Annotated in this window: 12 protein-coding genes; 2 read left to right on the top strand and 10 right to left on the bottom strand. The window is 55.0% G+C overall.

Translation table 11 applies throughout. From position 1 onward, the window contains the following. Positions 1 to 5: 5 nt before the first annotated feature. From HALO_RS11580 to HALO_RS11535, 10 genes are all read right to left on the bottom strand, one after another. Entirely contained in the window at positions 6 to 1,868 is a 1,863-nt protein-coding gene (locus HALO_RS11580) for a serine/threonine protein kinase (protein ID WP_035583397.1), read from the bottom strand. 41 nt (positions 1,869 to 1,909) lie between these two features. After that, the gene (locus HALO_RS11575; protein ID WP_035579497.1) at positions 1,910 to 3,184 is read right to left on the bottom strand and encodes a 2-oxo acid dehydrogenase subunit E2; all 1,275 of its coding nucleotides are present in this window, start codon (positions 3,182 to 3,184) and stop codon (positions 1,910 to 1,912) included. A 38-nt stretch (positions 3,185 to 3,222) separates the two neighbouring features. Continuing rightward, positions 3,223 to 4,200, bottom strand: coding sequence for an alpha-ketoacid dehydrogenase subunit beta (locus tag HALO_RS11570; RefSeq protein ID WP_009287805.1), 978 nt, complete (start codon positions 4,198 to 4,200; stop codon positions 3,223 to 3,225). A 1-nt stretch (position 4,201) separates the two neighbouring features. After that, entirely contained in the window at positions 4,202 to 5,404 is a 1,203-nt protein-coding gene (locus HALO_RS11565) for a thiamine pyrophosphate-dependent dehydrogenase E1 component subunit alpha (protein ID WP_050713445.1), read from the bottom strand. A 170-nt stretch (positions 5,405 to 5,574) separates the two neighbouring features. Beyond that, complete coding sequence (locus tag HALO_RS11560; RefSeq protein WP_035579502.1) at positions 5,575 to 6,360, bottom strand: ABC transporter permease; 786 nt, start codon at positions 6,358 to 6,360, stop codon at positions 5,575 to 5,577. Next, complete coding sequence (locus HALO_RS11555; protein WP_050713444.1) at positions 6,341 to 7,303, bottom strand: ABC transporter ATP-binding protein; 963 nt, start codon at positions 7,301 to 7,303, stop codon at positions 6,341 to 6,343. Before HALO_RS11555 ends, HALO_RS11560 begins: the two co-directional genes overlap by 20 nt. Next, on the bottom strand, positions 7,300 to 8,499 hold the full coding sequence (locus tag HALO_RS11550; RefSeq protein ID WP_035579507.1) for an ABC transporter permease: 1,200 nt from the start codon (positions 8,497 to 8,499) through the stop codon (positions 7,300 to 7,302). The genes HALO_RS11555 and HALO_RS11550 overlap by 4 nt, the downstream gene beginning before the upstream one ends. A 48-nt stretch (positions 8,500 to 8,547) precedes the next feature. Next, complete coding sequence (gene osmF / locus HALO_RS11545) at positions 8,548 to 9,459, bottom strand: glycine betaine ABC transporter substrate-binding protein OsmF (RefSeq protein ID WP_035579509.1); 912 nt, start codon at positions 9,457 to 9,459, stop codon at positions 8,548 to 8,550. Between the two features lie 155 nt (positions 9,460 to 9,614). Further along, on the bottom strand, positions 9,615 to 11,018 hold the full coding sequence (cysS, locus tag HALO_RS11540) for a cysteine--tRNA ligase (RefSeq protein WP_172821673.1): 1,404 nt from the start codon (positions 11,016 to 11,018) through the stop codon (positions 9,615 to 9,617). A gap of 19 nt (positions 11,019 to 11,037) precedes the next feature. Then, positions 11,038 to 12,717 (bottom strand): glutamine--tRNA ligase/YqeY domain fusion protein, encoded by a 1,680-nt coding sequence (locus HALO_RS11535; RefSeq protein ID WP_050714165.1) that lies wholly within the window; start codon positions 12,715 to 12,717, stop codon positions 11,038 to 11,040. Positions 12,718 to 12,898: 181 nt separating this feature from the next. Here HALO_RS11535 and HALO_RS11530 point away from each other — a divergent pair, with 181 nt between their 5' ends. Together HALO_RS11530 and HALO_RS11525 are read left to right on the top strand one after the other, a co-directional pair. Then, positions 12,899 to 13,399: a peptidylprolyl isomerase gene (locus HALO_RS11530; RefSeq protein ID WP_035579513.1), complete on the top strand. Its 501-nt coding sequence runs from the start codon at positions 12,899 to 12,901 to the stop codon at positions 13,397 to 13,399. Between the two features lie 13 nt (positions 13,400 to 13,412). Beyond that, the gene (locus HALO_RS11525) at positions 13,413 to 14,186 is read left to right on the top strand and encodes a UDP-2,3-diacylglucosamine diphosphatase (protein WP_035579515.1); all 774 of its coding nucleotides are present in this window, start codon (positions 13,413 to 13,415) and stop codon (positions 14,184 to 14,186) included. The last annotated feature ends 1 nt before the right edge of the window (position 14,187 follow it).

The following is a 14,187-nucleotide window of genomic DNA, read 5'->3' as shown; positions in this document are numbered from 1 at the left end:
TGCTTTTACTGTTCTGTTAATTTTTTCGCATATTCCTTTGGGTCGCGGGGGTAATAGCGCTCAGGCTGGCTTGCCAGGTGGGTAAAGTAGCGGGTGTCTTTATAGGGCATTTTCATGTAGCCCGAGACGCCTAGGCCCTCGATTTGGTCTACCGAGGCAAGAATGTGCGCCAGCAGCGTGCGGAACTCGCCCTCTCGGGCTGGATCCAGCAGGCGGTAGTAGCTATGTATTTTGAGGTGCTGGGGCAGCGCTTCAAAAATGATCATGCCAGTATGGTGAATATCATTGAGCTGCTGCAGCACGCGCATTATCGATTCAGGCAGTATGAGTAGCTCTTCGGGATCGGGCCCATCTTCAAAATAGCTGTGTTGGCGGGTGCGATCTTCAAGCTCCGGCACCGCACTCAGTTCGTAGCCAATGGCCATGCTGGGTTCGCTGACAAACGCCTCATCGACAGAAGCACGTTCTAAATGAAGCGTCTGGCGGGCATTAAACAGGCAGCTTTTAAATACCCCTTGGCGATGAATTGCCCGCGCCAGATGCACCATATTATTAACCGCCTCGATGAAGGCAGGCTTGAGTGCCGGGTCGTGTAAATTTAACGACGAGTCGATATACACACCCTCCCGCTCCCAGCGTACCGCCAAGCCGCCCACTACCGGGTACTTCCCCAGTCGGCTGACCGATGCCAAAAAGGCTTTTTCGGTTTCACCCATACCCTGCATAAACTGCTTGTAGTAGCGGTCTAACTGCACATCATTGACATCATTCAGGGTTTCTTGGGCATGCTCTTCCTGTGAAAAGACTTCGCGTAGAAAGGCCTTGCGCGAGCTGTACACCACGGTATCGATCTCCTGATGCGCGGGTCGCGCCCATACAGGCACCAGCGGTACATTCAGCGATGCAGGCAGATCAATCATCACCACCCTGGCCATACGCGGCATGTTGTTTAAAAAGTAGTCGCCGGCTTTGCGCCGCACCTGAGGGTCGGGGTCGAGCATGCCATCCAGGGTTCGGGCAAACTCCATCGGCAGACCCAGCGAACTGGCGGGAATCGCTCGACAGCCGAAGCGACACGACTGCGCTGACGCCAGCGCATACAGGGTTCCCGCTGCCCCCTGCTCATCAAATCGTGGTGACGACAGCGCGCCGTTCAATTGCTCTTCGCCGATAAAGTAGACATCGCCCAGACGGGCATTGGTTTGCTGCAAATTATCCGACATCAGCTCCATCACATTAGCGCCCACAAACTGCAGCTGTGCATCTAGCTGGGCAAATACCGATGAACCCCAGTCGATTAGCGCGATAGACTCGTGCTCGTTGTCATACACCAGGTTGGAAGGCTTTATATCGCCATGCACGACCGGACGAGCCTGAGGGCCTGACTCACGCCGAAGGGCGGCAAGAATATCAGCCAACTGGGCGGCGATACGCACGATCAGCCTAGGCGACAAGCGTCCCCGCTTAAGCGATACCTGCTCTAAATTCCAGCCAGGGGCACGCTCCATGACTAAAATGGATTGGCCCCGGGAGCGCTGGTAGGCGATCAGGCCAGGTATTCGCGGGTGCGAGACCTGATCGAGCATGAACGCCTCTTCTTCGAGGCGCTCCTGCAAATGGGTAGGTAGGGTAATGCGCGAGAACTTAAACACGTAGTGGGCAGTAGCGCCTTGGTGGACGGTGCTTCCGGCAAATACAAAGCCGTAGGCGCCCTTGCCAATTAACTCGATGCCTTGATAGCCCAACTGGGTGAGCTGCGCTTGACACAGCGCCACCCAGTCTTTCAGCTTGCGGGCATCGTGATGACTCAGCAGGTAGACCGACTGCTCTTCGGGTATATAGAACTGCTGAAGCGGTGCCTGAGAGATCATCTCTTTTCCAATGGCTATTCCAGAGGCTATTCCAAAAGCTATGCCAAATGGAGCAGCATACTGTCTGGCGCTTCCAGAAAACCTTTCCAGGTATTGCAGAAGCGTGCGATGGTTCCACCGTCGATAAAGCGGTGATCGCCCGCCCAGGTGATGGTCATAATCGCGCGGCGCTGCACGGCGCCTTGTTCATCAAAACGCGGTAGCCACTGGGTTTTACCAATCGCCACAATAGCGGCTTCCGGGGCGTTAATAATCGGTGCGGCGTAGGTGCCTCCCAGCGCACCGATATTGGAAATACTGATGGTGCCGCCTTTTAGATCCGCTTGATCCACCCGCCCTTCTCGTGCCGCCGTGGTTAACCGGCCGACTTCCCGCGCAATCTCCAGCAGGGTTAGGCGCTCAACGTTTTTAACATTGGGCACCATCAGGCCCGCTTTGCTATCGACAGCCATACCGATATTACACTGGGGATAATAATGCAGCTCATCCCCGGCGGCATTTAATTGGGCATTAACGATGGGTTCTTCGGCGACCGCCAGTGCCATGGCTTTCATAAACAACGGCATTAGCGTCAGCCGTTCACCCTGGGCTTCTGCCAATGGCTTTAAGCGCTCCCGCAGCGCCAGCAGTGCGGTCACGTCAATCTCTTCGCCATAGTGAAAATGGGGAATGGTGCTCGCCGCTTCCACCATACGCTTGGCCATCACTGCACGCACGCCGCGCAGTGGCTCTACCCTGGGCGCGCTGCTTTCGGCTTGGGTTTTAACCGCTGCTTGGCTGGATGGGGTAGCGGTTTGCGATGCTTGGTCAAGATGCGTTAGCACATCCTCTTTTAGCACTCGGCCATCTTTACCGCTACCCGCGATCTCCGTGAGCTGTAAGGCGTGTTCACGCACCAGGCGTCTAACGGCAGGGCTGGCGGGAACCTTGTTATATAAGCGGCCAGCAGCCGGTGTAGCTGTAGCGGTGGAGAATTCTGCCGGCCGTTCGCTCGGCTTTTCACTGGCGGCCGATTGGGCCGTTTCTGTCTCAGCCTCACTCTTATTGTTGCTAGTCGGGTCGCCGGTCTGATTCTCCCCCTCCACCTGATAAGCAAATAGCGGCGCATGCACTTTGGCAATTTGCCCCTGAGCCACATACAGCTTGGTGACGACACCCGCTTCGGGGGCGGTAATCTCCACCAGCGCCTTGTCGGTCATCACTTCAACGATGGGCTGGTCTTCTTCAATTTGATCGCCTTCCGCGACGCGCCACTCAACCACTTCGCACTCGACGATGCCTTCGCCAATATCCGGCAGTAAAAAATCGCTCATTGTTTTTCTCCCCATGCGTACTTAGGCATTAATAGGCACTAAAAGTTGACGCTTTCGCGAATCGCTTCAAAAATTTTCAGGTGATCAGGCAGATACTCTTTTTCCAACACCAGCGGAAAAGGCGTATCCAGCCCTGTCACCCGGGCAATGGGCGATTCCAGGTAGAGAAAACAACGCTCTTGAATAGTCGCGGCAATTTCACCGGCAAAGCCGCCGGTTAAGGGGGCTTCATGACTCACCACGAGCCGGCCGGTTTTCAGCACCGACTCAGCCACCGTATCCGCATCCCAGGGCAACAGTGAGCGCAGGTCAATCACTTCACAGGCGATGCCCTGCTCTTCGGCTAGCTCGACCGCTTTGCCGATCACCTCCATCTGCGCGCCCCAGCCCACCACGGTAATATCCGTGCCCTCTTTGGTGATTTCGGCTTCGCCAATGGGTAGCTGGTAATCCTCTTCGGGTACTTCACCGACTGAAGCGCGATAAAGACGCTTCGGCTCCAGAAAAAGTACCGGATCCGGATCGCGAATAGCGGCGAGCAGTAGCCCTTTGGCCTGATAGGGGTTGCGCGGCACCACTACCTTTAATCCAGGTGTATGGGTGAAATAAGCTTCCGGTGATTGAGAGTGATAGAGGCCACCAGCGATACCGCCACCGTAAGGGGTGCGAATGGTCAAACCACCAACGTTAAACAGATCGCCTGAGCGGTAGCGGAACTTGGCGGTTTCGTTAACGATCTGGTCAAACGCCGGAAAGATATAGTCGGCAAACTGTATTTCTGCAACAGGCACCGAGCCTTGGGCTGCCAAGCCGTTGGCAAAGCCGATAATGCCCTGCTCGACAAGTGGCGTATTGAAACAGCGCGCTTTGCCGTACTTCTCCTGCAGGTGGCTGGTAGCTCGAAAGACACCGCCAAAGATACCCACGTCTTCACCAAAGCAGATGACTTTTTCATCCTCTGCCATGGCGATATCCAGTGCATTATTAATTGCCTGGAGCATGTTCATGGTAGCCATGTTACGCCTCTCCCTGGGTATCAGTCTCGGTGCCCACGTCTAAATCCAACGACTGCGCACCGCGGGGATAAGCCTCTGGGTAGCGACGAATATGGCGTTTTAACTGATCGAATTGACGCTGCAGCGACGGAGTGATATCGGCATACACATCGCTGATCAGGCTCTCCAGCGGCGGTGACGAGCGTTTCTCTGCCCGCTTCATGGTTTCCAGCACTTCGCGGCGCAGGGTTTCCTGCTGGGAGGTCTCCTCCTCTTCGCTCCACCACTGCTTCTTCAAGAGCCATTTTTGCAGTCGCAGCAGTGGGTCTTTGGCGCGCCACACCTCCTCTTCATCTTTCGAGCGATAGCCAGAAGGGTCATCGGAAGAAGAGTGCGCGGCAAGGCGATAGCTCATGGCCTCAATTAACACCGGCTGATTGTGCTCAACGGCGATTTTGCGTGCCTGCCGAGTTGCCTCGTAAACAGCCAGCACGTCGTTACCATCGMCCCGAATCACGTGCATATGGTAGCCAAAGGCACGCGGAGCGATACCGTCGGCGGCAAACTGCTCGACGGCAGGCGTGGAAATGGCATATCCATTGTTACGGCAGAAGAAAATCACCGGCACCTGATGCACTGAAGCCATATTCAGCGCGGCGTGGAAATCACCCTCGGAGGCAGCGCCTTCCCCAAAAAAAGTTAACGTGCAGTGACCGTTACCAGCCAATTTTTGGCCGTAGGCGTAGCCCGTGGCCTGAGGAATCTGAGTCGCTAAGGGAGACGAGATGGTCATGTAGTGCAGCTTGCGCGACCCATAGTGAATCGGCATTTGACGGCCTTTGCCGTAGTCCAGCTCGTTGCCGAACAGCTGATTCATAAATTCGTCGATCGAGAAGCCGCGATACATCAAGGCGCCCTGCTCGCGGTACTGCGCCATAATCATATCGGCGTCATTTAGCGCAGCGGTGGCGCCCACTACAGCGGCCTCTTCGCCGGTACACTGCATGTAGAAGCTCAGCCGCCCCTGGCGCTGAGCCGCCATCATGCGTTCATCGAGAATGCGCGTCGCCAGCATTGCCTGATAGATACGCCGGGCGTGATCACGCTCAAGCGCAGGCTCATCAGCGCCACTATAGAGCTCACCCTCGGGATTAAGCAGGCTAAAGGTGGGAATCGAAAATTCATCGCCGGTCATGAAGTCCGGCTGGTGTACGTACTGTGTCATCATTATTGTCCTTGTTTTACCCCTTTTGAGGGCAGTGTTGTTGGTATTGACCGTTTATGCCAGTGGATTTATCTGCCATAGGCCAACGCAACATCCAGGGTTACCACAACAATAAGGACAGTACCGCAGCACAAGAACTTTAGGGATGCTACTTAAGGTGCAGAGAGAGCTTAAGGCGCAGAGAGGCGGGAACGTAGTTGACGCTGCAGCAGTTCAAACAGGCTATCGATCGTCAGCGCCAATAGCGCAATGGTCAGCGCCCCCTGAACCACATAAGCCATATTGCCGTTGACGATGCCGGAGATAATCGGGTCGCCCAGATTACTGGCACCCACGGTCGCCCCGAGCGCTGCGGTAGCAATATTAATCGTCACCGAAGTACGGATGCCCGCCAAAATGACCGGTGCTGCCAGCGGCAGTTCGACTTGGCGTAGGATTTGCGCTGGCGTCATGCCCATGGCGTGGGCAGCCATTTTAATATCGCTCTCCACTCCGTGCAGACCGGCAAGGGTATTGCGCACGATAGGCAGTAGCCCGTAGAGCATTAAGGCGACAATAATAGGTAAGGTGCCAAAACCCAGCACGGGTACCGCCAGCGCTAAAACGGCCACCGGCGGAAACGTTTGCCCCAGTGATGCCAGTTGAGCCACCAGCGGTAGAAAATCGCTGCCCCACCTGCGGGTCACCGCGATGCCCGCGGCCACCCCCACGATAATGGTTACGACTGCGGCGATACCGACCACGAAGAGATGACGGCCTAGCAGAACGTAAAACTCGGCGCGGTTGTAAATAACTTGCCGTGCTTCAGGCTCTATCCAGCGAAACAGCGGTTCGGCAGCAGACATGCCCACGACGCTAACCAGCAGTAGCGCACTCCACAGCAGTGGCCATAGCCATTGGGGGGCTTTTTTATCGGGCTGGGCAACGCTTAGGGAGTTACTCACGTGGGTGTCCATTATCCAGTTGAGCCTCCTTGATAATTCTACGCAACGACAGTTCGCCGACCGGCACATCATGCTGGTCGACGACGGTCAGCCGGTCGGTATGGTCGCGCAGCATCATGGAGAGTGCCTGACGTAGCGAGAATACCCCAGGGATCCGCGACTGCGCGGGCAAGGTAGGCCCCATGGAGGTCATGTGATCTTTCACCCGGGTTAATGCTGCCTGTTTGAGTCCCCTTTCCAGCCCACCCAACAGCGACTCGACAAACGGGTCGGCGGGGTTTTGTAATAGCGCCAGCGGTGAACCTTGCTGCACAATTCGACCTTCACGCATCACCACTAAGTGGKCCGCCAGCTTAAGTGCTTCATCCATATCGTGGGTCACAAACACCACGGTTTTGTGCAGTCGTGCCTGTAGCTTGGCCAGCTCATCCTGCAGCTTTTCGCGGGTAATAGGGTCCAGCGCGCCGAACGGCTCATCCATCAGCAGAATGTCTGGGTCTGCCGCCAGGGCACGTGCAACGCCCACGCGCTGGGCCTGCCCCCCGGAAAGCTGATGGGGATATTTATGCCCAAACTCATCAACCGGCAAGCCGAGTAAATGCATTAGCTCCGCAACCCGCGACTGAACGTCGGTTGTTGACCACTTCAATAACCGCGGAACCAGGCCGATGTTGCGCGCAACGTTCCAGTGAGGAAACAGCCCCGTGTGTTGAATCACATAGCCAATTCGACGACGCAGCTTCACCGGGTCGTAGACGTCAATCGCCTGCCCATCGAGGATGATATCGCCTTCGCTGTGCGCAATTAAGCGATTGATCATACGCAAGGTGGTCGATTTCCCACAGCCCGAGGTACCTACTAATGCACAAAACTTGCCCTTTGGCACCCGTAGTGAAATATCGTCCACCGCAGTTTCATCCCCAAACCGCTTGGATACATGGGACAGCTCAATCATCTCATTCCTCCGGGGCGCAGCGCTTCTGCAAGAGCACCTAAGCTCGCATCCACCACCAGAGCCAGCATTAAGATCGGCAGTGCACCAAGTAACACCATATCCATGGCGGCCTGGCCTAAGCCTTGAAAAATAAACGTACCCAGCCCGCCCGCACCAATCAGAGCGGCAACGGCGGTGAGTCCAATTGCCTGAACAGTGGTAATCCTTACCCCTTCCAACAGCACCGGTAGCGCCAGCGGTAGCCGCACCTGCCAAAACCGCTGGCCGGCACGCATACCCATTCCTTTTGCGGCTTCCAAGGTATCGGCACTCACTTGCTCAAGCGCCGTGTAGGTATTGCGGACAATGGGCAGCAGGCTGTAAGCGATCAGTGCGATTAAGGCGGGGGTCGTGCCAATACCGCTAACGCCAAGTTGGTCTAACACAGGCACGCTGGCGGCAAGCCAGGCAAGCGGCACCAGCAGTAGTCCGAATAGCGCCAGGCTAGGTATCGTCTGTAGAAAATTGAGGAGTGCAAAAGCACCTTTTTGTAGTCGGGCATAGCGGCGCATTAACATGGCGAGTGCCATCCCAAGCACAATACTGACGCTAACGGCGAGGCTTACCAGCTTAATGTGCTGCACAACGGCGCGTAAAAACTGTTGGTCACGTGCTCTAAACTCTTGAACAAGCGCGAGCGTCTCCAAGCCAAAAGCCGCACATAGCCACCACACCAGCGCGACACCACACAGCAACAGCGTGGGCCATATTCGCGTTAGGTTTAAACGCAAACGTAGTTCTACCAAGCACAGCAGCAGTACGAATAACACTACCCAATACGCCGCGCCTAAGCCTAAACGCGCCTGGGGCAACTCAGGGTCAATCAGTAAATAGCTGCTCGCCATCAACCCAACCGGCATCAGCGCCATTATGACCACTACCGCCGCAAGTAGCGCCCGGTAGTGACGATGGCTCGGTTGCCAGGCGAGAATACCGATGCAAGAGAGCAGCAGGGTCACCAATAGCGCGCCAGGCCAACCAAAGGCCTCCAGTGCGCCATGCCCCGTCCCCAACACAATCCGGTTGGGGGCCATGCTAACGACGTCAAACGTCCAGAATGAGGCTAGCATGAGAAAGCTAAGGCTAACGAGCACAATGTTAGGGTGCCGCCCCTCCCAACGAAGCCGCGGGGTAGGCAGTGCATCCATTAACGACATTAATTAGTTATCCCTAGCATTAGCATTAATTTATAAGAGTACCAGGCATTAATTATTAAGCGTATCGAGGTAGTCGCTAGCCACTTGAGATGGCGACAGGCCATTTACGGCGACATCGGCATTGAGCGTTTGCAGGGTGACCAAATCGAGAGTGGTAAACACCTCATTGAGCAGCGCTTCAATTTCTGGGTACGTTTCCAGTACGCTTTCACGCACCACGGGAGCTGGCTGATACACCGGCTGCACGCCCTTCGTGTCTTCCAGTACGACCAATCCCAGCGCACTTAAGCCACCGTCCGTGCCATAGGTCATAGCGCCATTAACGCCACTGGTCTGCTGAGCGGCCGCCCGCATGGTGGCGGCGGTATTGCCACCAGAGAGCACCAACAGTTGATCATCACTGAGCTCAAAACCGTAGGCTTCCTGGAACGCTGGCAGTGCTTGAGCAGACTCAACAAATTCAGCGCTTGCGGCAAATTTAAAATCGCCGCCATCGGCTAAATAAGCAGCAAGATCGTCCAGGCTCACCAGCTCATTTTCAGCGGCGACATCTTCCCGGATGCTCATTGCCCAGGTGTTATTAGCGCTGGCGGGCTGCAGCCATATCAAGCCTTGCTGCGCATCACGCTCGCGTACTGTTTCATAAGCCTGATCGGCATTATTCCATACCGGACTATCGGCCATATCGAAAAAGAACGCACCATTACCCGTGTATTCTGGGTAAAGGTCAATCTCACCAGCTTCTAAAGCCGTGCGTACGACGCTGGTGCCACCCAGCTGTAAACGGTTTTCAGTAGTAATATCGTGGCGTTCCAGGGTTTGAATAATCAGTTCGCCCAATACCGAACCTTCCGTGTCGATTTTGGATGACACTACGACAGGCTCATTGGCGCTGGCCTGGGAAAGGGAGATAGCAGATACGGCACAGGCAGCAATTAAAGCATTAGCTGAAAAGCGCATTTTGAGTTCCTTTTACGTTGGTATTGTCTTCTGAGGCTCTTATTCAGTATAAGAGCCTTCAGCTTGTCGGCATAAGAGCCTTCAGCGTTGCAGCATAAAAGCCTTCAACGTTTAAGTTAGCGCATGAGCTACCAACGAGTGATTAAGGTTCCTTATTAAGGCGCTTCAAACACCCAAGACGTGCCCTCTCGGGAATCCTTGAGCATGATTCCCATCGCAGCAAGTTCATCGCGGATCGCGTCCGCCTGGGCGAAGTCTTTATTGGCTTTAGCCGCGATACGCTGAGCAATTTTGGCTTCGACCTCGCCCTCACTTAGTGGCATCCCCTGCTGCTGGGTGCCTTTTAGGAACGTTTGCGGCGCTTGCTGGAGCAGTCCCAAAACAGACCCTAGCTGCTTTAACTCGGCCGCAAGCTTGGCGGCGCCATCAGGTTGCTCTTGCTTAGCGCGATTAACCTCTCGTGCCAACTCAAACATCACTGCCAAGGCTTCAGGCGTATTGAAGTCATCGTCCATTACCTGAGTAAAGCGCTTACGGTAAGCCGAAGCGTCCCCGCTTGCATCACCATTTGCGCCTCCTAGCTCAATACCTTCCAGCGCGGTGTACAAGCGCGTTAGCGATTTACGCGCCTCAGTCAGTGAATCAACCGAGTAGTTGATCGGGCTACGGTAGTGGCTAGCCACCAGCAGAAAACGCACCACTTCTGGGTCGTGCTCGGCCAGCACGTCGCGGATGGTGAAAAAGTTGCCCAGGGATTTGGACATTTTCTCCTGATTCACCCGCACGGCACCTGCATGCATCCAGGTGTTGACGTAGGTTTTACCCGTGGCTGCCTCTGATTGAGCAATCTCATTTTCATGGTGCGGAAAGGTTAAATCCGGCCCACCGCCATGAATATCAAAGGTATCACCTAAGCAGCAGGTCGACATTGCCGAGCACTCAATATGCCAACCTGGGCGGCCGTTACCCCAGGGTGACGGCCAGTGCGCCTCCCCTGGTTTAGCGGCTTTCCAGAGCACAAAATCGAGCGGATCTTCTTTATGAACATCCACATCAACCCGGCTGCCTGCGCGCATATCGTCGAGCTGGCGATTATTGAGTTTGCCGTAATCGGCAAATTTACGTACCCGGTAGTAGACGTCGCCGTTATCTGCCGCGTAAGCAAAGCCTTTCTCAATCAGCGTTTCAATCATCGCCACAATATCGTCGATATGGCCGGTGGCGCGGGGCTCATGACTGGGCGGCAAAACAAACAAGCGTTGCTCGTCTTCGTGCATGGCGTCAATCATGCGCTCAGTCAGCGCCGTAATACTTTCGCCATTCTCGTCGGCGCGCTTGAGGATTTTGTCGTCAATATCGGTAATGTTGCGCACGTAGTTAACGTCATAGCCACGTTCACGCAAGTAGCGGGTAATAACGTCAAAGGCGACCATGACACGGGCGTGCCCCAGGTGGCAGTAGTCATACACCGTCATGCCGCAGACATACATGCTCACTTTACCCGCTTCCAGCGGGGTGAAAGGTTCTTTGCGGCGCGTCAGCGTATTGTAAATATGCATATGGCTATCCATGTTTGTTTTAGCCCTTCTGCTTGATTTTAGCCCAGCTATCTTTCAACCCCACGGTACGGTTAAACACCAAATGCTCTGGCGTAGAGTCGTGACGGTCAGCGCAGAAGTAGCCGACGCGCTCGAACTGGAAGCGTGACTCGGGCGTTGCGAAGGCTAAGCTGGGCTCTCCGATGGCTTGGCAAACGACCAGCGACTCCGGATTAAGATGCTCTAGAAAATCGACATCTTTATCACGATCAGGCTGTTCAACGGTGAACAGGTTGTCGTAAAGACGGACCTCCATTGGAACGCCGTGGCTAGCGCTAACCCAATGAATAACGCCCTTGACCTTGCGCCCTTCTGGGTTTTTACCCAGCGTATCGAAATCCACCGAACAGTGCAGTTCGCTGATCTCACCGGCGGCGTCTTTGATCACCTCGTCACAGCGAATCACGTAGCTATTGCGCAGGCGTACTTCTTTACCGGGCGCTAGGCGGAAGAATTTTTTGGGCGCATCTTCCATAAAGTCGTCTTGATCGATATACAGCTCGCGGCTAAACGGCACTTTGCGCATGGTCATATCGTCTCGGGCGGGGKGGCCCGCCACTTCGTAAACCTCTTCGTGGTCTTCCGGCACGTTGGTGAGCACGACTTTTAACGGTTTTAACACACACATGGCGCGGGGCGCGTTGTCTTCCAGGTCCGAGCGAATAGCGTGGGTCAGCATGGCGATATCCACTAAGCCACCGTCAGCACGGGTAACGCCTATCATTTCGCAGAATTTACGAATCGACGCGGGCGTGTAGCCACGGCGACGCATGCCCGAGATCGTTGGCATACGCGGATCATCCCAACCATCCACGATTTGCTCATCCACCAGCAACTTCAGTTTGCGCTTGGAGGTCAGGGTATAGTCAAGATTCAGCCGCGCGAACTCAATCTGGCGCGGTTTCGCAGGTACCGGCAGATTATTTAAAAACCACTCGTACAGCGGGCGGTGATCTTCAAACTCCAGGGTGCAGATCGAGTGGGTAATGCCCTCAATGGCGTCTGATTGTCCGTGGGTAAAGTCATAAGAGGGGTAAATTTTCCACTTATCACCGGTTTGGTGATGGGTGGCGTGGCGAATGCGATAAATAATGGGGTCGCGTAGATTGATATTGGGTGAAGCCATATCAATCTTGGCGCGCACCACCTTTTCACTTTCGCCAAACTCACCTTCACGCATGCGCGCCAGCAAATCCAGGTTCTCTTCGGCACTACGTTCGCGGTAGGGGCTAGGTTTACCCGGCGCTGTCAGGGTACCGCGGTACTCACGGATTTCATCCGGCGACAGGTCGTCGACATAGGCTTTGCCTTCACGCATTAAGTGCTGCGCCCAGGCGTAGAGCTGGTCGAAATAGTCGGAGGCAAAGCGCACTGGGCCTGCCCACTCAAAGCCTAGCCAGCTGACGTCCTCTTTGATCGCATCGATGTAGGCCTGTTCTTCTTTGGCCGGGTTGGTGTCGTCAAAGCGTAGATGACACTCGCCACCCAGTTGCTTCGCCAACCCGAAATTTAGACAGATAGACTTCGCATGGCCGATATGCAGAAAGCCATTGGGCTCCGGGGGGAAGCGCGTCACGATTTTAGTGACCTGGCCGCCCTCGATTTCGTCGCGTACTTGGTTGCGAATGAAGTTCGGCGCTGGGGTGGTCTCGTTGGTCATGATGGTGTTGATAACCTCGTGGTGGATGGCGTACTGAGCCGTGAAGACATGCTGTGAAAACATGCTGTGAAAACATAGGATACGCCTATGGCCCTTCGCGGTGCAGGTCAAAACCGCTATTATAACGTGACGCCGATGCACAGCGCCAAGGCGAACGCCTTTATTGAACAGGAATTTATCTATGATCGTATTACAGACCAACCATGGTGACATCACCATCGCCCTTAACCACGAAAAAGCGCCGATTAGCGCAGCGAATTTTGAGCAGTATGTTCGCGACGGATTCTACGACGGCACCCTGTTTCACCGCGTCATCGATGGTTTTATGGTTCAAGGCGGTGGTTTCGACAAAGACTTCGAGCAAAAGCCGACCCGTGACCCTATCGACAACGAAGCTGACAATGGCTTGAAAAACACCATTGGCACGCTGGCAATGGCTCGCACCCAAGACCCACACTCGGCGACTGCCCAGTTTTTTATCAATGTGGGCGATAATAGTTTTCTTGATCACAGCGGTAAAAGCCTGCAAGGCTGGGGCTATGCGGTCTTTGGCGAAGTCGTTGACGGCATGGATGTGGTCAACGAGATTAAAAACGTAGCGACGACCCGTCGCGGCATGCACGCCGACGTGCCCTCTGAAGATGTCATTATCGAGCGCGCGTACGTCAAAGGCGCAGAATAACGCCGGGAGCCTTATGCGCACACTGCTTGTTGCCGATCTTCATCTGAGTAGCGATACCCCAGAGATCAACCAGGGGTTTTACCGCTATTTAGAGCACACCGCTCCAGGAGCCGACGCGCTGTATATTCTTGGTGACCTTTTTGATGCCTGGATTGGCGATGATCTACTCGACGCCAATACGCACCCACTTTGCGGTGTTGCCCAAGAGGTTATCAAGCATTTACGCAAACTTAGCAGCGATGGCACCGCTGTGTATTTAATGCACGGCAACCGCGACTTTCTGCTCGGCGAGCGCTTTATCAATGCCTGTCAGGCGTTTCTACTACCGGATATTGAGGAAGTGGAAATTCAGGGCGTACCGATTGTGCTGTTGCACGGCGACAGCCTGTGTACTCGGGATGAAGCCTATATGGCTTTTCGCCAGCAGTCGCGCAACCCTGAATGGCAGGCACAAATGCTTGCGCTACCTTTGGAGCAGCGCGTAGCGCTTGCCCAGAGTTTGCGCACGCAATCGGGTGAGGCCAATGCCAATAAGGCTGAGGCGATCATGGATGTCACTCACCAGGAGGTCATCCATGTCATGGAGCGCCACGGTGTGAGCACCATGATTCATGGTCACACCCACCGTCCGCACGTCCATGACTTGACGGTAGAAGATGTGCCGGCCAAACGCTATGTGCTAGGCGACTGGGATGCTCAGCACGGCTGGGATATTATTATCGAGCGCAGCGACCACACGGCGCCACGGCTGCGTCAGTTTTCTTTAACGCAACTGCCTGACGCCTAAG

Source organism: Halomonas sp. R57-5, assembly GCF_900070345.1.
Taxonomy (GTDB): domain Bacteria; phylum Pseudomonadota; class Gammaproteobacteria; order Pseudomonadales; family Halomonadaceae; genus Vreelandella; species Vreelandella ventosae_B.
This window is presented reverse-complemented; position numbering and strand designations above follow the sequence as displayed.